General features: G+C 71.8%; 19 protein-coding genes and 2 pseudogenes. 13 read left to right on the top strand and 8 right to left on the bottom strand.

Annotation, left to right across the window (positions count from 1 at the left end):
- The first annotated feature begins 53 nt into the window (after positions 1 to 53).
- Genes ACIOC0_RS00330 through ACIOC0_RS00315 form a run of 4 tightly spaced genes read left to right on the top strand, consistent with a single transcriptional unit; the run spans position 54 to position 4244 of the window.
- Entirely contained in the window at positions 54 to 1358 is a 1305-nt protein-coding gene (locus ACIOC0_RS00330) for an NAD(P)/FAD-dependent oxidoreductase (RefSeq protein WP_402150399.1), read from the top strand.
- Positions 1355 to 2131, top strand: a complete 777-nt coding sequence (locus ACIOC0_RS00325; protein ID WP_402150396.1) for a DUF1365 domain-containing protein — start codon at positions 1355 to 1357, stop codon at positions 2129 to 2131. The genes ACIOC0_RS00330 and ACIOC0_RS00325 overlap by 4 nt, the downstream gene beginning before the upstream one ends.
- Positions 2128 to 3417, top strand: a complete 1290-nt coding sequence (locus tag ACIOC0_RS00320; RefSeq protein WP_402150393.1) for a class I SAM-dependent methyltransferase — start codon at positions 2128 to 2130, stop codon at positions 3415 to 3417. The genes ACIOC0_RS00325 and ACIOC0_RS00320 overlap by 4 nt, the downstream gene beginning before the upstream one ends.
- Positions 3414 to 4244, top strand: a complete 831-nt coding sequence (locus ACIOC0_RS00315; RefSeq protein ID WP_352252557.1) for a DUF1295 domain-containing protein — start codon at positions 3414 to 3416, stop codon at positions 4242 to 4244. The genes ACIOC0_RS00320 and ACIOC0_RS00315 overlap by 4 nt, the downstream gene beginning before the upstream one ends.
- A gap of 31 nt (positions 4245 to 4275) precedes the next feature.
- Here the strand turns inward: ACIOC0_RS00315 and ACIOC0_RS00310 are convergent.
- A pseudogene (locus tag ACIOC0_RS00310) lies at positions 4276 to 4512 on the bottom strand (zf-HC2 domain-containing protein); the annotation flags it as partial.
- Positions 4513 to 4774: 262 nt separating this feature from the next.
- On the opposite strand from ACIOC0_RS00310, the gene ACIOC0_RS00305 reads away from it, so the two are divergent.
- A complete protein-coding gene (locus ACIOC0_RS00305) occupies positions 4775 to 5443 on the top strand; it encodes an alpha/beta fold hydrolase (protein WP_402150389.1) in 669 nt (222 codons plus the stop codon).
- A gap of 224 nt (positions 5444 to 5667) precedes the next feature.
- On the top strand, positions 5668 to 6177 hold the full coding sequence (locus tag ACIOC0_RS00300) for a Rieske (2Fe-2S) protein (RefSeq protein WP_402150386.1): 510 nt from the start codon (positions 5668 to 5670) through the stop codon (positions 6175 to 6177).
- Here the strand turns inward: ACIOC0_RS00300 and ACIOC0_RS00295 are convergent.
- Positions 6164 to 6817, bottom strand: a complete 654-nt coding sequence (locus ACIOC0_RS00295) for a cysteine hydrolase (RefSeq protein ID WP_402150384.1) — start codon at positions 6815 to 6817, stop codon at positions 6164 to 6166. The genes ACIOC0_RS00300 and ACIOC0_RS00295 overlap by 14 nt on opposite strands.
- A gap of 160 nt (positions 6818 to 6977) precedes the next feature.
- Here ACIOC0_RS00295 and ACIOC0_RS00290 point away from each other — a divergent pair, with 160 nt between their 5' ends.
- On the top strand, positions 6978 to 7445 hold the full coding sequence (locus ACIOC0_RS00290) for a pyridoxamine 5'-phosphate oxidase family protein (RefSeq protein ID WP_351098064.1): 468 nt from the start codon (positions 6978 to 6980) through the stop codon (positions 7443 to 7445).
- Positions 7446 to 7634: 189 nt separating this feature from the next.
- On the opposite strand, the gene ACIOC0_RS00285 is transcribed toward ACIOC0_RS00290, so the two are convergent.
- Positions 7635 to 8966 (bottom strand): aminotransferase class I/II-fold pyridoxal phosphate-dependent enzyme, encoded by a 1332-nt coding sequence (locus ACIOC0_RS00285; RefSeq protein WP_402150382.1) that lies wholly within the window; start codon positions 8964 to 8966, stop codon positions 7635 to 7637.
- A gap of 46 nt (positions 8967 to 9012) precedes the next feature.
- Here ACIOC0_RS00285 and ACIOC0_RS00280 point away from each other — a divergent pair, with 46 nt between their 5' ends.
- Positions 9013 to 9714, top strand: coding sequence for a pyridoxamine 5'-phosphate oxidase family protein (locus tag ACIOC0_RS00280; RefSeq protein WP_402150380.1), 702 nt, complete (start codon positions 9013 to 9015; stop codon positions 9712 to 9714).
- A gap of 9 nt (positions 9715 to 9723) precedes the next feature.
- On the opposite strand, the gene ACIOC0_RS00275 is transcribed toward ACIOC0_RS00280, so the two are convergent.
- The gene (locus ACIOC0_RS00275; protein ID WP_402150377.1) at positions 9724 to 10728 is read right to left on the bottom strand and encodes an EamA family transporter; all 1005 of its coding nucleotides are present in this window, start codon (positions 10726 to 10728) and stop codon (positions 9724 to 9726) included.
- Between the two features lie 81 nt (positions 10729 to 10809).
- Positions 10810 to 11499 (bottom strand): Clp protease N-terminal domain-containing protein, encoded by a 690-nt coding sequence (locus tag ACIOC0_RS00270; RefSeq protein ID WP_402150374.1) that lies wholly within the window; start codon positions 11497 to 11499, stop codon positions 10810 to 10812.
- Positions 11500 to 11756: 257 nt separating this feature from the next.
- Between ACIOC0_RS00270 and ACIOC0_RS00265 the strand changes: the two genes are divergently transcribed.
- The gene (locus tag ACIOC0_RS00265; RefSeq protein WP_402150371.1) at positions 11757 to 12185 is read left to right on the top strand and encodes an SRPBCC family protein; all 429 of its coding nucleotides are present in this window, start codon (positions 11757 to 11759) and stop codon (positions 12183 to 12185) included.
- Between the two features lie 94 nt (positions 12186 to 12279).
- On the opposite strand, the gene ACIOC0_RS00260 is transcribed toward ACIOC0_RS00265, so the two are convergent.
- Positions 12280 to 12900, bottom strand: a complete 621-nt coding sequence (locus tag ACIOC0_RS00260; protein WP_351338775.1) for a PadR family transcriptional regulator — start codon at positions 12898 to 12900, stop codon at positions 12280 to 12282.
- 609 nt (positions 12901 to 13509) lie between these two features.
- Between ACIOC0_RS00260 and ACIOC0_RS00255 the strand changes: the two genes are divergently transcribed.
- Both ACIOC0_RS00255 and ACIOC0_RS00250 read left to right on the top strand, forming a co-directional pair.
- The gene (locus ACIOC0_RS00255) at positions 13510 to 14079 is read left to right on the top strand and encodes a leucine-rich repeat domain-containing protein (protein WP_402150367.1); all 570 of its coding nucleotides are present in this window, start codon (positions 13510 to 13512) and stop codon (positions 14077 to 14079) included.
- A gap of 180 nt (positions 14080 to 14259) precedes the next feature.
- On the top strand, positions 14260 to 14499 hold the full coding sequence (locus ACIOC0_RS00250) for a hypothetical protein (protein WP_402150364.1): 240 nt from the start codon (positions 14260 to 14262) through the stop codon (positions 14497 to 14499).
- A 77-nt stretch (positions 14500 to 14576) separates the two neighbouring features.
- Here ACIOC0_RS00250 and ACIOC0_RS00245 read toward each other — a convergent pair whose 3' ends face one another.
- Both ACIOC0_RS00245 and ACIOC0_RS00240 read right to left on the bottom strand, forming a co-directional pair.
- Positions 14577 to 14771 (bottom strand): hypothetical protein, encoded by a 195-nt coding sequence (locus ACIOC0_RS00245; RefSeq protein ID WP_402150361.1) that lies wholly within the window; start codon positions 14769 to 14771, stop codon positions 14577 to 14579.
- 62 nt (positions 14772 to 14833) lie between these two features.
- Positions 14834 to 15399: pseudogene (locus ACIOC0_RS00240) on the bottom strand (TnsA-like heteromeric transposase endonuclease subunit); the annotation flags it as partial.
- Positions 15400 to 15540: 141 nt separating this feature from the next.
- On the opposite strand from ACIOC0_RS00240, the gene ACIOC0_RS00235 reads away from it, so the two are divergent.
- Both ACIOC0_RS00235 and ACIOC0_RS00230 read left to right on the top strand, forming a co-directional pair.
- Complete coding sequence (locus tag ACIOC0_RS00235) at positions 15541 to 15954, top strand: hypothetical protein (protein ID WP_402150358.1); 414 nt, start codon at positions 15541 to 15543, stop codon at positions 15952 to 15954.
- 199 nt (positions 15955 to 16153) lie between these two features.
- Positions 16154 to 17050, top strand: a complete 897-nt coding sequence (locus tag ACIOC0_RS00230) for an aminoglycoside phosphotransferase family protein (protein ID WP_402150355.1) — start codon at positions 16154 to 16156, stop codon at positions 17048 to 17050.
- The last annotated feature ends 45 nt before the right edge of the window (positions 17051 to 17095 follow it).

Genomic DNA, 17095 nt, shown 5'->3' with positions numbered 1-17095 from the left:
CAGGTCCGGAATACACCCGAGAGGGAGTGTGCGGCCGGCCGGAGGGAGCAGCGATGTCAGGGGTGTCACGGGACGCGTCGGACGGTGACGTCCGGCGGGGGCGGCGGCGTACGGCCGTCGTCGGCAGCGGGGTCGCCGGCCTGATCGCCGCATACGTCCTCGCCCGCGCCCACCACGTCACTCTGTACGAGGCCGACGGCCGGCTCGGCGGTCACGCCCACACGCACGAGCTGACCTCACGGGACGGCACACGGCGGCACGTCGACTCCGGCTTCATCGTGCACAACCGCCGCACCTATCCCAAGCTCCTGCGCCTGTTCGGCGAGCTCGGCGTCGCCACCCAGGAGTCGGAGATGAGCATGTCGGTGCGGTGTGAGGGGTGCGGTCTGGAGTACGCCGGCGCCCGCGGCCCCGCGGGTCTGTTCGCCCGTCCGGGCAACGCCCTGCGCGGCGCGTATCTGCGGATGCTCGCCGAGGTCCCCGCCTTCCACCGGGCGGCCCGTCGGCACCTCGCCCGGCCGGACGAAAGCGCCACGACACTGGGCGAGTTCCTCGACCGGCACGGCTTCTCGCCTTACTTCCGCGCCCACTTCATGACTCCGGTCGTGTCGGCGGTCTGGTCCTGCGACGCCGCCACCGCCCAACGCTACCCGGCCGCCTATCTGTTCCGCTTCCTGGAGCACCACGGGATGCTCTCCGTGAGCGGCTCCCCGACCTGGCGCACCGTCACAGGCGGTTCGCGCGCCTATGTCGAGCGGGTGGCGGACCGGCTGGACGCGGTGCGCACGGCGACGCCGGTCCGGGCGGTACGGCGGCGCCCCGACGGCGTCGACGTCACGACCCACGCCGGCGTCACGGAGTCGTACGACGCCGTGGTGGTCGCCACCCACCCCGACCAGGCGCTGAGCCTGCTGGCCGACGCCACCCCGCTGGAGAAGGACGTGCTCGGCGCGTTCCGCTACTCGCGCAACACGACGCTCCTGCACACCGACACCGCTGTGCTGCCCCGCTCCCGGGGCGCCCGCGCCTCGTGGAACTACCTGATGCCGTCGTGCGAGGCGGGCGCCGACCGGGTGCGGGTCAGCTACGACATGAACCGCCTGCAACGGCTCGACGCGCCCGAACGCTACGTGGTCTCCCTGGGCGCGCAGGACCGGGTGGACCCGCAGCGGGTGCTCGCCCGCATGGTGTACGAACACCCCGTCTACACGCCCGAGTCGGTCACCGCACAGCAGCGGCTGCCCGAACTGAACAGCTCCGTCACCGCGTTCGCGGGCGCCTACCACGGCTGGGGCTTCCACGAGGACGGCTGCCGCTCCGGTGTGACGGCCGCCGCGGCACTGGGGGTGCGGTGGTGAGCTTCGCGTCCGCCCTGTACCCGTGCACGATCACCCACGTGCGCTCCGCGCCCCTGCGGTACGCGCTGCGGCACCGCACCTACATGTGGCTGATCGACCCCGACCACCCGCCTCGACTCCCCCGCCTGATCAGGCCGTTGGCGCGCTTCGACCCGCGCGACCACTTCACCGGCGACCAACCCTCCCTGCGCGCGGGGCTGGACGCGTTCCTCGCTTCCCGCGGGGTGCGCCTCGACGGCGGCCCGGTCGTCATGCTCACCCACGCGCGCGTGCTCGGCCATGTCTTCAACCCGCTCACCCTGTACTGGTGCCACGGCCCCGACGGCTCCGCGCGCTGTGTGGTCGCCGAGGTCCACAACACCTACGGCGGGCGCCACTGTTATCTGCTGCGCCCGGACGCGTCGGGGACGGCCCTCGCCGACAAGGAGTTCTACGTCTCCCCCTTCTTCCCGGTCGACGGCCGCTACCGCATGCGTCTGCCCCGCCCGCAGGACCGGCTCGACCTGACCGTGCACCTGGAGCGGGAGGGCGGCAGACCCTTCACGGCCACCGTGCGCGGGGTGCGGCGCGAGGTGTCCGCGGGCGCCGTGCTGCGTCTGGCGGTGCGCCGGCCCTGGTCGACGCTCGCCGTGTCGGCCGCCATCCGGCTGCACGGCGTCCGCCTGTACCTGCGGGGACTGCCGGTGCAGCCCCGCCCCGCTCCCGTATCCGCACTCGAAGACACCGATCCCGACCAGCGAGACCGCCGCGAGAACCCGGAGAACGCCGCATGAGGACCGCCGACCCCCGACCCGCCCACGCGGGGCGGACCGTGACCACGCGCCCGCGCGACTTCGCCGTCGACCGGACGCGCTGGCCCGACGTGGCCGTGCCGCCGGACGCCTCGTGGGCCCGGACCGCGGTCACCGCGGCCGTCGTACGCCGTGCCCTGCGCGATCTGCCCCTGCACGTGCGCTTCCCGGACGGCTCCTCGGTCGGCGCGGGCGGCCCGGTGATGGACGTCCGCGACCCGAAGGCCTTCCACGCCCGGATCGGCAGCCAGGGCCTGGTCGGCTTCGGCGAGTCGTACATGGCCGGCGAGTGGGACACGCCCGACCTCGTCGCCGTCCTCACGGTGCTCGCCGGGAACGCGGCCCGGCTGATCCCCCGCCCGCTGCAACGGCTGCGCGGTCTGTGGGCGCTGCGCCGGCCGGACTCCGAGCGCAACACCCCCGGTGGGGCCCGCGACAACATCAGCCGCCACTACGACCTGTCCAACGACCTCTTCGCCCTCTTCCTGGACGGCACGCTCACCTACTCGGCGGCCCTCTTCGACGGCTTCCCCGCCGCCTGGGACCTGCTGCCCGCCGCCCAGCACCGCAAGATCGACCGGCTGCTCGACCTGGCGGGCGTGCGCGAGGGGACACGGCTGCTGGAGATCGGCACCGGCTGGGGGGAACTGGCGATCCGCGCCGCCGCGCGCGGCGCGCACGTCACCTCGCTCACCCTGTCCCGGGAACAGCGCGACCTGGCGCTGGAGCGCGTCGCCGCGGCGGGTCTCAGCGACCGGGTCGGCGTCGAACTGCGCGACTACCGGGAGGCGCGCGGCGCGTACGACGCCGTCGTGAGCGTCGAGATGGTGGAGGCCGTGGGCGCGGAGTTCTGGCCGGTCTACTTCCGCGCGCTGGACGACCTGCTGGTCCCCGGCGGCAAGGTCGCCCTCCAGGCCATCACCATGCCGCACGACCGCATGCTGGCCTCCCGCGACACCTTCACCTGGATCCAGAAGTACGTCTTCCCCGGCGGGCTGCTGCCCTCCGTGGAGGCGGTGGCCGAGACGGTCCGCGACCACACCGCGCTGCGCGTGGCCCGCCGCGACGCCTACGGCGAGCACTACGCCGAGACGCTGCGGCTGTGGCGGGAGCGGTTCGCCGAGCGGGCGGACGAGGTGGCCGCGCTCGGCTTCGACACCACGTTCCGCCGTATGTGGACCTTCTACCTGGCCTACTCCGAGGCGGGTTTCCGCTCCGGATACCTCGACGTGCAGCAGTACCTGTTGACCAAGGAGGCCCTCCGATGACCTTCCCCTGGGCGGCGTTCGCCGTCAACCTGGCCTGGGCGGCGGGCGCGGCTCTCGCCGTCATGCTGGTCACCTTCGCCGTCGCCGTGCGCAAGGGCGTCCACCGGATCGTCGACTGCGCCTGGGGTCTCGCCTTCACGGCGGTGGCGCTGGTGACCTTCGTGGCGTCCGCCGACCACGGCGACCCGGGCCGGCGGCTCCTGGTGACCGCGCTGACCGCGGTGTGGGGGGTGCGGCTGGCGGTGCACATCGCCCGGCGGGGACGCGGGCACGGCGAGGACCCCCGCTACGACGACCTGCTCGCCAAGGCGCCCGGCGACCGGAACCTGTACGCCCTGCGGAAGGTGTACCTGCTCCAGGGCGCGCTGGTGTGGCTCGTGTCGCTCCCCGTGCAGGCCGCGCAGTACGTCACCGGGCCCATGTCGGCGTGGGCCGTCGCCGGGACGCTGCTGTGGGCGGTCGGTGTGTTCTTCGAGGCGGTGGGGGACGCCCAGCTCGCCCGTTTCAAGGCGGATCCGGCGCACAAGGGCCGGATCATGGACCGGGGCCTGTGGCGCTACACGCGCCATCCCAACTACTTCGGCGACTTCTGCGTGTGGTGGGGGCTGTACCTGATCACCTGCGACTCGGGCGCGGCGGCCGCCGTCTCCCTGGTCTCCCCGGTGGTGATGAGCCTGCTGCTGACCAAGGGCAGCGGGCAGCGGCTGCTGGAACGCCGGATGGCGGACCGTCCGGGCTTCGCCGAGTACGCGGCCCGGACGAGTGGGTTCTTCCCGCGGCCGCCCAAGAGGACGGTGTCCCGTCCGAGGACCGGTGCGCGCCGCTGAGCCGGTGCGCACCCCGGGCTCAGGGCGGCGGACCGGGCGTCTGCTGCCGTACGGCGGCGACCCGGCGCAGCACCTCCTCGCGCAGCGCCGGGCGTGGCGTCCGGGACACCGCCATCCCCAGCCGGGCCGCGATGGCCGTCAGCTCGGCGGTCTCCCGCGCGCAGCTCGCGCACTCGGCGAGGTGCCGCTCGAACTCCTCGCGTTCGTCGTCGGACAGGGCGTGCAGGGCGTATGCGCCCGTCAGCATGTGAAGATCGGCGGACGTCACGCCGTCGCCCCGAGGGCCACCCGGTTCGTCAGCCTCCGAAGGTCCGGTGACGCCGATGGGTCCGTGCCGATGTGTACGGCGTGTCTCACGTGGTCCTCCGAGCTCGGGACATCTCCGAACGTATTCCGGTACCGGGGCGGTCGCGGATTGGTCCCTCTCCCATGAAATACGGAACGACGTCAGACTGCTCGGGCGGCCGCGCGCCGGGCCCCGGTCGGGATCACCGGACGGCGGGGGGCGGGACGACCTGCAAGGAGGACGGATGACCGAGCACGAGCGGACCCGGCAGGCCGGGGAGGGCACGGTGCAGGACCCGGCGTCCGCGCTGGTGACGCGCCGGGCCACGCCCGCGGCGCGTGCGGCCGTGCTGTTCCTGCACGGTGGCCGGGCCGACAGCCGTGCCCGCTCCCGGCCCTGGCAACTCGCCGCGGTCCGCATGAGGCCCTTCGTGCGCTCCGTCGCCCGGGAGGTGCCCGACGACGTCCTGCTGGGCGAGGTGCGCTACCGGCTGCGGGGGTGGAACGGCTCCGCGGCCGACACGCTGAAGGACGTCCACAGGGCGCTGAGCGAACTGACCCGGCTCGCGGGGGACGTTCCGGTGGTGCTGGTGGGGCACTCGATGGGCGGGCGCGCTGCCCTGCGCGCCGCGGCAGCGGCCCAGGTGCGGGGCGTGCTGGCCCTGGCTCCGTGGTGCCCGCCGGGGGAGCCCGTGGAGCATCTCGGCGGCAAGCGGATCGTCGTGCTCCACGGGGACCGGGACCGGGTCACCGACCCCGGCGCGTCCCTGGCGTTCGTCGAGCGGGCCCGTGCGGCGGGGGCCAGGGCCGACGCCGTAGTGATGCCGGATGGGGACCACGCCATGCTCCGCCACAGCGGGACCTGGCACCGTACGGCGGCGTCCACGGTGGCGGACATGCTGTCCGCAGGATGACCGCACGAGGGGGCGTGGGGCGGTAGGACCGTGGACGCGGGGGCCGCTGTCCGCATCCCCCGCGGTCGCCCTCGCACCGGTGACAGCTCCGGCTTACGCCCCGCTGACCTCGACGGGGTCAGTCTCTTGGCACGGTCCGCAGTTGCGCGGGCGCTGAACACGGAGCGTCCGTGGCCCGTACATCTCGGCAGATCACCGATCGTCCCCCGAAGGGAAACCCCAGCATGACCAGCGCATCCCTGAATCCCGCGTCCGGACCCGCCCGTCGTGCCGTGGTGGCCGCCGCCGGAGCCGCCGGGCTCGCCGTCGCGCTGACCGCGTGCGGTGGCTCCTACGACGACGCGTCGGGCTCGTCGAACTCGTCGGCCGGCGCGGGCACCGCCGGAGCGGCGGGCTCCGCCGGTTCGACCGGCGATTCGTCGGCGAACACCGGCGGCGCCGCGGGCGGCGCGGCGCTCACGACGACCGCCGAGATCCCGCAGGGCGGCGGAAAGGTCTTCGAGGACAAGAAGGTCGTCGTCGTGCAGCCGTCGGCGGGTCAGTTCAAGGCGTTCTCGTCCGTGTGCACCCACCAGGGCTGCGCGGTGAAGAGCATCGCCGACGGCGTCATCAACTGCCCCTGCCACAACAGCAACTTCTCGATCACGGACGGCAGCGTGAAGAGCGGTCCGGCGACGAAGCCGCTGCCCGAGGTGCAGATCAAGGTCAGCGGGGACTCCATCACCCTGGCCTGACGCCGCCGTCCGCCCGCTCGAAGCAGGCCAGCACCTCGTCCGTGGTCGCGACCGTGGCGACCAACGCGAGGGTGTGGCGGATCATCGCGGGGGTGTACTCCGAAGGCACCCCCGCGATGGCGTCGGCCGGCACGACGGCGGTGTAGCCCCGGTTGACGGCGTCGAAGACGGCGTTGGGGACCGCCACGTTGGCCGAGACGCCGGCGACGACCAGGGTGCGGCAGCCCAGGTTGCGCAGCAGGGCGTCGACGTCGGTGCCCTGGATCGGCGACAGCCCGTGCAGACGCCGTACGACGAGATCCTGTGCGGCGACCTCGATGGGGGGCGCCACGCGGACCGCGTCCGTACCGGGGAGTTGCCGCACGGGGAGGCGTTCGGCTGCGCGGAACAGCCGGGCGTTGCGGTTGGATCCCCGGCCGTCCGGGCGGCGTTCGGCGACGGCGTGCAGCACCTGGACGCCGCTCGCGTGCGCCCCGGCCACGAGCCGGGCGACGTTGGCGAGCGCGCCCGACTCCCGTGCGTGGCGGGCGAGTTCGGGCAGCGCGGCGGTGGGGCCGACGACGCCCTGCTGGCACTCGACGGTCAGCAGGACGGTGTGCTCGGGGACGAGGAGGTCACCGAGTGATCCGTACGACGGCATGGCTCCTCCGGGGCGGCCGGCGGGTGAAGTCGGGTGAGAATAGCCACCGTTGCGTGAGCAGGGAAGAAGACTCATCCTTTGGGGAAGCATCCTTTTTTGACGTGCCGTCAGAGCCCGGCTCTGGCGCGACGTGAGAGAAGAGAACAGAAAAGAGGGCCGGATGACCGTGACTCAGCGCCGGGGCCGAAAGATCATGATGACCCCGGGAGAGCTGGACGCGTTCCTCACGTTCCAGCGCACCTGCCGGGTCGCGACCGTCTCCGCCGACGGCGCCCCGCACGTGAGTGCCCTGTGGTTCCTGTGGGACGGCTCGGCACTGTGGCTGTACTCGGTGGTGCGCAGCAAGCGGTGGGCCGACCTGCGCCGTGACCCCCGGGTCGCGATCGTGATCGACTCCGGCGAGGAGTACGACTCGCTGCGGGGCGTGGAGCTGTCCGGCACCGCAGAGTTCGTGGGCGAGGTCCCGCGCACCGGTGAGCTGTGCGCCGAACTCGACGCCGTGGAGACGCTGTTCGCCCGCAAGAACTTCGGCCTGGACGCGATGCCCCACGACGGACGGCACGCGTGGGTTCGGCTGCGCCCGGAGAAGATCGTCTCCTGGGACTTCCGCAAGCTGGCCGACAGGTAACGCCACCGGGCCCACACCCGGTATCGCCGGGTGTGGGCCGGGGGGCAGGCGCCCGCGCGGGGCCGGCCGGGGGAACGGGGGCGAACGGTCCGGCGTGAAGGGGCGCGGGAAACTGCGCGCCCCGGCCACGACGCACCCTCGATGCGCCCCGCTGTGATTCGCGCCCCGCATCGGACGACGCGCCCCGCCCTACACATACCCCCGCCCCGGTGACACGCGCACCACGGACGCCACCGCGTCCGCCAACTCCCCCACCTCCCCCTCCCCCACCGCGGACACGGTCACCCGCACCCCCGCGGGTGACGCCAGCCGAAACCGCGCGCCCGGTGCGACAGCCCACCCGGCCTGCAACAACCGGGCCACCGCCCCCGTCTCGTCCGGCACGGGGACCCACACGTTCATCCCGCTGCGGCCCCGTGCGGCCACCCCCCGCTCGGCCAGCGCCGCGATCAGCGCGTCACGCCGCCGCCCGTACGCCGCCGCGACCTCCCCCGCGTCCACCGCGCCGTCCGCCCACAGCCGCGCCACCGCCCGCTGGGTGATCCGGCTGACCCAGCCGGGCCCGAGCCGCTGGCGTCCACGGACGCGGTCGAGGGTGACCTCGTCCCCGGTGAGGACGGCGAGCCGCAGGTCAGGACCGTAGGCCTTGGCGGCGGACCGGACGAAGGCCCAGTGCCGGGTGGCGCCGGCGAGGGGATACAGGGGCAGGTCGACGATCCGGTGACCGTGGTCGTCCTCGACGAGCAGGGTCCCCGGATGCCCCCGCAGCACCTCGCGCAGCGCACGCGCGCGTGCGGCGCTCACCGCGGCGCCGGTCGGGTTCTGCGCCCGGTCGGTGACGATCAGGGCGCGGGCGCCGCCCGCCAGCGCGCGGGCCACGTCCTCGGGCAGCGGCCCTTCGTCGTCGACACCGACGGGCGCCGTGCGCAGCCCGAGCGCCGGGACGAGGTCGAGCAGCGAGCCCCAGCCGGGGTCCTCGACGGCGACCGTGTCACCGGGCCTGAGGTGGGCGGCGAGGACGCGCTCGATGGCGTCGAGCGACCCGGAGGTGACGGCGACGGGACCCGTCGGCACACCGTCCGCCGCCCAGTCGGCCCGGGCCAGGCCGGCCAGTTCGGGATCCACGGGCTCGCCCCCGTACAGGACCGGCTCCCGGTCGCCCCGCTCGGCGGCCCACGCGAAGGCCGGTGCGAGCGCCGGCAGCAGGGCCGGGTCGGGGTTGCCGGTGGACAGGTCCCGCACGCCCTCGGGCACCTCGACGCGGATGAACTCACGTCCGGTCGTCGCCGGCTTCGAGCGCACCCGACTGCCCCGCCGGCCGTCGGTCTCGATCACGCCGCGTTCGCGCAGCGTGCGATAGGCGGCCGCGACGGTGTTCGGGTTCACCCCGAGCAGATCCGCCAACTCCCGCATGGGAGGCAGCAGTTGACCTGGCTCCAGTTCACCCGTCCCGACCGCCTGCTCGATGTTCGCGGAAATCTCCGCTGCGCGACGCCCGGCGAACCGATACTCTCCTAGCACAAACCACATTATGTACTAGTGCAATACGGATCGCAAGGAGAGCACCATGCAGGGGTCCACTCAGCCGACGGGGGCGACGAGCGCGACGTCCGAGCCCGCCGCCTACGCCCCGACCGACCGCACGGTCCCCACCCGGGCCCCGCAGCGGGCGTCGTACGACAAGGACTTGGTCCACGCGCTGCTCGACGAGGGCTACGTCTGCCACCTCGGATTCGTCCGCGACGGCGCACCGGTGGTGCTGCCGACGCTGTACGGGCGGGTCGGCGAGACCCTCTATGTGCACGGTTCGACGGGCTCGCGCCCGCTGCGGATGACGGGGCGGGCCGACACGGGGCTGCCCGTGTGTCTCACGGTGACGCATGTGGACGGCCTGGTCCTGGCCCGTTCCGCCTTCCACCACTCGATCAACTACCGCAGCGTGGTGGTGCACGGCGTGGCGCACGACGTCACCGACCCGGAGGAGAAGCGGACCGCGCTCGACGCCCTGGTCGACCACATCGTCCCCGGCCGGGCCGCCGACTCCCGGCCGGCCGACAAGAAGGAACTGGCCGCGACGGCGGTGATCCGCATCGACCTCGCCGAGGTCTCGGCCAAGATCCGCACCGGCGGCGTGAACGACGAGCCCGAGGACCTCGCCCTCCCCCACTGGGCAGGCGTACTGCCCCTCCGCAAGGGCTACGACACCCCCCTGCCCGACGCCGGCCTCCACCCGGACACGGAACTGCCCGGCTACCTGAGCCGGCTGTGACGACGGGCCCTAGGCTGCCGTCCCCCGGGCGGCCAGCTGCCGTTCGGGGCTGCCGCCGGTCACGGGTTCGCCGGAGTTCTTGGCCGGGGCGGACGACTGGGCGATGAACGCGCCCAGCAGGACCACCGCGCCGCCCGCGATCTGCGGCGCCGAGAGGTGCTCGCCGAGCAGGACCCAGGCCAGGACGGTCGCGATGACCGCCTCCAGGCAGGCCACGACGCCCGCGATCTGCGGGGACAGCCGACGCACGGAGACCACACCGGTGACGTAGGCGACGACCGTGGCGATCAGCACGATCCACGCGAGCAGGAGCCAGGCCGGGACGTGGGTGCCGTCCATGGCGGCGGAGTGCGCGAGCACCGACCAGTCCATGCCCCAGGGGCGGGCGACGACCGTCAGCACGGCGGCGCCGACCAGGAGGCCGTAGGCGATGACGCCGAGCGGGTCCGGGGCGCCGTCGGCGGAGTCGCTGCCCTGGTCGGAGAGGACGAAGTAGCCGACCTGGCAACCGGCGGCGCCGAGCGCGAGGAGGAGGCCGAGGGCGTCGAAGCTCAGCCCCGCCCACACTTCCACGACGCAGGCGAGCCCGCCCACCGCGAGCACCACGCCGAACGCGGCGGCACGCGTGACGGGCCGCCGCTGCACGAACCGCACCCAGCCGAGCACGAGCGCGGGCGCGAGGTACTCGACGAGCAGCGCCACACCGACGGGGATGCGGGAGAGCGCCGCGAAGTAGAAGGCCTGGACGCCGGCCACGCCGAGCAGTCCGAACCCGGCGAGCAGCGCGGGGCGACGGCGCACGAGCGCGCGGTGGCGGACGGCGAGCGGCAGCATCACCAGGGCCGCGCCGGCCACGCGCAGCCACACCACGTGCAGCGGGTCGAGTCCCGCCTCGATCAGCGGCTTGGCCGCGACCCCGGAACCGCCGAACGCGATGGCCGACCCGATCGCCAGACCGAGCCCGAGGCCCTTTCCGCGATTGCCCTGACTGCTCACAGAGGTATGCACCGGCACATGATGACAGGCGACGACATGAGCGTCACCCCCGTTGACACCTGTCTCACCGGCCGGACGCCTCGTCGTGTGCGCGCCTCCTCAGCAGGTGCTTCCGCCGCCGGGGAGCCGAACGTCGAGACCGGCCTCGACGCGGGCGCACAGGGCGAGCGTGTCGACGCCGGCGCGGGTGAGGACCTCCACGGCGCGAGCCCCGGGATCGGCGACGATCGCCGCGAGGAGGTCCACGCCGCGCGCCGGCTCCCCCGGGCGCGCGCGACCCTCGGCACGCCGGGCGGCGGCCCGTTCGCGCGCGTGGTCGAGCGCGGCGGAGGCGAGAGGGGAGAACCCCTCGGCGAGGGGGCGCGCGGCGGCCGGGACCTGAGCGGCGGTGGCCGGGGCATCGGCAGCAGTGGCCGGGACCTGAGCGGCGGTGGCCGGGGCATCGGGCGCGGGTCGGGGGTCGGTGACTGCGGCGGTGACGACGGGCAGGGCCCCGGAGTCCTCAATGCCGCTCTGCCAGCGCAGGCCGTAGCCGATGCTGCGCTGGACGAGGTAGCCGAGGATCCGGGCGAGCTGGGAGCCCTCGACGAACGCGGCGCGGACCTGGGGGTCGTGTTCCAGCAGGGAGTGCAGGAGGTGCGCGGTGTCGATCTGCCGGTCGCCGTCACGGACCGCGCGGCGGCGCGCGCCGTCCAGAGCCGACGTCAGCTCCGCGCTGAACCCGGCGTCGTCGTCCATGGCGCGCGCCGTCCGGTCGGGGGACGGCTGCCGGGGAGTACGGGATGGCACCTGTCCACCTCACCAGTCCCGGCGGAGCCGGGCATCCTCTGAGGGAAGCATTTTCGGGTGCCGCGCTGAGCGGATCAGAGCGCGCGGCATCTCCTCCTCAGGGATGAGATTCAGCCGCTTTGTCACCGTGGAGGCGCGTCGCCTGTACGCCGCACTTCCTGACGGTTCGTCAGTATTGAATGTTGGCGGTGCGGCGGCTACGTTCCGCGACACCGCAGCAGCCAAGCCCGAGTCGCCGGACACGAAGAGGTGGTCGCATGGCCGAAGTCAGCGCGGAGGCCCGTATCGAGGCGCCGGCCGAGAGGGTGTGGGCCCGGCTCACGGACTGGTCGGGATACGGGGAGTGGAACGCGACCCACACCAGCTTCCCCGGGGGCGGCCCGCGCACCCTGGAGGTGGGCGCGATCTTCCAGGAGAACATGAAGCTGATGGGCTTCCCGGCCGAGGTGGAGTGGACGGTGGCGGAGCTGACGCCGGCCCGGGTGCTGGCCATTCGCGGCAAGGGCCCGATGGCGGTGAACGTCGCCACGCGTTACACCCTCACTCCCGACGGCGACGCGACGACCGTCCGCATCGACGGCGAGTTCACGGGCGCCGCCGTGTCGATCATGGCGGGCAGACTCAAGGACTCGGGGACGGCGGCGCTGAACGAGTCCCTGCGCAAGCTCGGCGGTCTGGTGACCTGAGCCGGCCCGCTGAGGCCGGGCGCACGAGGGCGCCCCGCGGCGTGTCGCACAGGGTGCCGCGCGGGGCGCCCTCAACCCGCGTCCCGACCCCCCGTCAATCCTCGTCGGCGAGGATGAGATACAGCTTCTTGCGGGCCTCGTTGACGACGGCGAGCGCCTTGTCGCGCTGTTCCTTGCTGCCGGTCTTCCAGACCTGCCCGAAGGCCTCCATCAGCCCGAAGCCGGCCTGCCGGATCTCACCGAGCGCCTCCCAGTCGACCCCGCGGGAGGCTTCCTCCCAGGGTGCGTCGGGCCCTTCCTCCGCCGCCGCGCGGCCGGCGTCGGTGAGCGAGAACAGCTTCTTGCCACCCTCCGACTCACTGCTGATCAACCCCTCGTCCTCCAGCAGTTGCAGGGTGGGGTACACCGAGCCGGGGCTCGGCTTCCAGGCGCCGCCGCTGCGCTCGGCGATCTCCTGGATCATCTCGTAGCCGTGCATGGCCCGCTCCTTGAGCAACGCCAGGATCGAGGCCCGCACATCCCCCCGCCGCGCCCTGCCCCTGGGCCCACCACGCCCGCGCCCGCCCCAGGGGCCCGGCCCGAACCCGGGCCCGAAACCCCCGGGCCCCCCAGGCCCGAACGGCCCGAACGCCGCACGCCGCCCCTCGAACCCACCGCGCCCCCGCCGAAAGCCTTCGTCCCGCCCATGACCTCGCTCGAACCCGTGCGAACGCATCGCCACCACTCCATTCATTCCATCGTTGATCTGTCGTGATGCTTCGACGATATATCGATAACGTTCGCATGACAAGGTCTTGACGCACGCGCGGGGTGACCTGTGACAGTGATCGTTGATCGATTGACAGGCATGGTTGATCAAAGCTGCTTTGTGTCAGCTAAGAGTGACCACTTGGCCGTCTGTGTCAGCAGAGGCCGACCGTTGTGTGGTGTTGCCCTACTGATGGTGAAGCGCGCAGGCTCGTGGATTCCGGGAGCCGTGAGCCGGTGAACCCGTGTATCGGCCTCCGTCGAAAGCTGCCTTGCAGACGGGTTCGACCGGGATTAACCGCTGGGTCGTTCCGATGAAGATCCGTATCTTGACCCCATGGCGAATGAGGGAGAGCCGAGACTCTTTGTGAACCGGTGGGGCGACACATCGGACCCGGCGTCGGTCGGCGGCGAGTCCTATCGGCATGAGTGCAGATGCTTCGACCAGGCCAGGCCGCATTCGCGAGCGCGCGTTGGCTTCCACGCCAAATCTCAGGACACTTCGGCCCCTGGGTGGAAACGACTGCTGCAGCTCGTTGACGAGGCCGCGGCCGACGGACGGGAGGAGTTCCGTCCCTTGGTTGAGCTCAGCCCGGTTGAACGGCGGCAGATCGTGACCTTGCCTCCGAGCATCGCCAAGCTGACTGCGGTCAAGCGTTTCGTGCTCTACGGCAGCAACCTGGTCCGGATCCCGCCCGAAATCGGGGCGATGACCAGCCTGGAGGAGTTCACCCCGTACACCTCCTACCGACTGCACTGGTTCCCCTACGAGATCACCAGGTGCTCCAAGCTGGCCCGAAGCACGGTGAGCACACGCGCGCTGTTCGGGAACTACAAGCTCCGTCCCCCCTTTCCCCGTCTCCGGCCGCCTCAGGACTCTGTCGCGGACCTCGACCTGACGGCGCTCGATGCCAGCCGCTGGGGGACAACGGCCATCCGCAGCTGCAGCGTCTGCGACCGGCCGATCAAGCAGCACGGCCTCCACCAAGTGTGGATCTCCCTGAGGGTAGCCACCGATGTGCTACCCCTCCTGGTCAACGCCTGCTCGGCGACCTGTGTAGACGCCCTTCCCCAAGGAGCCGAGGGCTACGTGCAGTTCCCGCACACGGGCGGCAACGTCGACCAGCCGGCGTCAGACTGGGACTGATCACCTGACCGCGGCGACACAGAGCCGCTGCTCAACGCAACGACTTCCCGGTGCGCTCGGGATGGGCGGCATGGACGTATCTCACTGCGGTGACCAGGCCTGTAGGGGTGAACCGGCTCTGTCGCTGCTCCTGCGACCGGGGTAGATCCCCGCGCGGTCGTACGGGGTACGTTGTCGTTCATGTCTCCCGAACCGCGTAGCCGTGAAGAGCTGTTCGCCTTGCTGCGTGACCTGCACAAGGAGTTCCGTGCCCGGGGCCACGAGTGGGAGAACAGCACGCTGGACGACTTCCTGGAAGCGCTTGCCGCATGGGTGCACGACTCCCCGGGCGCGTACAAGAACGCAGGTGAGCAGATCCCGCCCGATGGCGATTGGACCTTCATGGCCCGAGCCCTCCGCGCCGCCACCCTCTACGAGTAGGGCAGAGCCCTGCGCCGCTCTGGTACGTCAAATCCCAGACTCACTCTCCACCCACGGTCATGGACGCCAGCGTCGCGTCACTGGTTAGAGCTGGCGCTTGCGGGGAAGAGGGCGTCGAGCCGGGGTGTCCCAGTTCTCACCGTGGCCTCTACGGTGTCGATCTCTTCTTCTGGCTTCGCCAATGTCTCCTGAACGGCTGCCAGGGCCTCGTAGAACGCCTCCTCGCAGTCGCCCTCCTGGCCCGTCAGCTCGTCGAATACCTCCTGGGCCACATAGTCGAGCTCCTCCCATTCCGGCCACTCGTGGTCACACCACTCTCGCGGGTGCCGTTCCTCACCGCCACCGGTCGGCCGCAGCGGGCCCGCCGGTATCGGGACAGCCAGCGGATGTTCGCCATGAACACCGGCTCGGGCCGCCCGACCCATTCGAACTCCCATCCCACGGCCCTGCAGGCATGCTCGGTCGCCTCGAACGCCTCTCGCGTCGCCCCGTCCATATCGTCCGCAGCACGGACGTCAACGACACGAGCGCGTCCGTCGGACAGCCGGACGAAGTAGTCAGGGGCATGCCGGCGCTTGCGTGTGCCGTCGTGCCAGTGCAGCCAGAACGGCTGCGAGGCGATCGCAACTACCTGCGGATCACGGTCCAGCAAGATCAGCCGGTCCCGCTCCAGCCACGACTCGTAGCCCACGTGATCCCGTAGCGTCGCCGAGTAGTACCAGCCGGCGAACCCGTGACCGCCTTTGTGCCAGCTGAACTCCCGCACCGGGTCCACAGCCTCGAACGGCGTATCCCAGCTAGACCCAAGCGATCGACGTACGAGCGTCCCATTGACGGAAAGGCCAGGTCAAAGGACGCGAGGGCAGCCTCTTCGAACACGCCAAGAGGTGCCCCCACCACGTCCCCCGCCCACCTGTACGCCGAATGATCAATCTGCGGTGGCGCAAACTAGCGTTGATCATCCTTCACTGGCAATCGATCAACGATCACTGTCACAGGTCACGGGGTGTCCTGTGGATCTGGCCGCGTAGCATCGCCTGTGTGCCTCGCCATGCGAAGAAGCCCCGCCGGCTGGTCGCCGAGGGGCGCGTGTACATGTGGACGATGCGCCACAGCCACCGAAGGGGCCACGACGGGCGGTCCGTGGACTGCCGCCAGACCCTCACCCTCTCCCCTCAGCCTGCCGGCACCGGCGGGCCGCTGCGCATCGTCTTCGCCGAGGGGACCGGCCGGTACGTCCCGGGCGGGGCCCCCTTGGGCTCCGGGGACGTGGGCTTCGTCCAGGGCGCAGGCCTGAACCTGCACGAGCCGGGCGCCGTCCGGGCGCTGCTCGACGTGGCGCTGGCCCGTGGGTGGCGACCGGAGGAGCGGCGGGCGGTGGAGGTCGACGGCTGGCTCCTACTGGAGGCGGCGGCCGCCGCGCAATCCGGAGCAGCCGGCCGCGAAGGCCCGTAACCACGCCGCGTTCTACTGCGGCATGCCCAACCACATCCCTGAGGACGTCGCCTCCGCGATCAACCACGCCGTCAGAGCGCCGTGAGTGGGCGGAAATCCCAGTTGATCCGGACCCTGGCGTGTGAATACTGACTGTCATCTCAGTTGTTCAGGTCTGCTTCCTGCGTTTCGGACCGAACCGGCGGAAGGGCCTGCGCGCATGACCATGCACGATGACCAGGTGGACGTCACCCTCGACATCGTTGCGGCCTTGATCCGAGAACAGTTCCCTCAGTGGAGCGGCGAGGACGTCCGACTCGTGCCGTCGAGCGGGACGGTCAACGCCATCTTCCGTATCGGCCAAAACCTTTCCGCGCGTTTCCCACTGCGTCCGGTCGATGCCGCCGAGGCGCTGGCGGTTCTGGAGCGGGAAGCCGAGGCGAGTGCGGAGCTGGCTCAGGTGTCCCGGTTCCCCGTCCCGGAACCCGTCGCCCTGGGAAAGCCCGGAGCGGGATACCCCATGCCGTGGTCGGTCCAGACCTGGCTGCCGGGAACGGTCGCTTTCGATGCCGACCCGAGTGGGTCGAATGCTTTCGCCGAGGACCTCGCGGCCTTCATCGCGGCCCTGCGGCACACCGAGACTCGTGGGCGGCTTTTCGACGGCGACAACCGGGGCGGCGTACTCGCCCACCACGACGACTGGATGGCGCAGTGCTTCGAGGAGAGCGAAGGGCTGCTGGACGTGCCCCGGCTCCGCCAGTTGTGGAGCCGTTTCCGGGAGTTGCCGCGAACAGGTGCCGACGTGATGAGCCATGGTGACCTGATCCCCGGCAATGTGCTGGTCGCGGAAGGCCGGCTCGCCGGCGTACTCGACACCGGCGGCTTCGGCCCCGCCGACCCCGCGCTGGATCTGATCAGCGCCTGGCACCTGTTGCAGCCGGGCCCGCGGGAGGTATTCCGACGGACACTGGCCTGTGACGACCTGGAGTGGGAGCGCGGCAAGGCCTGGGCGTTCGAACAGGCGATGGGTGCCGTCTGGTACTACACCGAGAGCAACCCGACGATGAGCAGCATGGGCCGTCGGACACTGGACCGCATAGTGGAGTCGACGCGGTGAACCGGTGACACACCGGCTGCGCTGCCTCTGGGACGAGGAAACCGT

Origin of the sequence: Streptomyces sp. NPDC088254, from assembly GCF_044740925.1 — a bacterium.
GTDB lineage: Bacteria > Actinomycetota > Actinomycetes > Streptomycetales > Streptomycetaceae > Streptomyces.
This window is presented reverse-complemented; position numbering and strand designations above follow the sequence as displayed.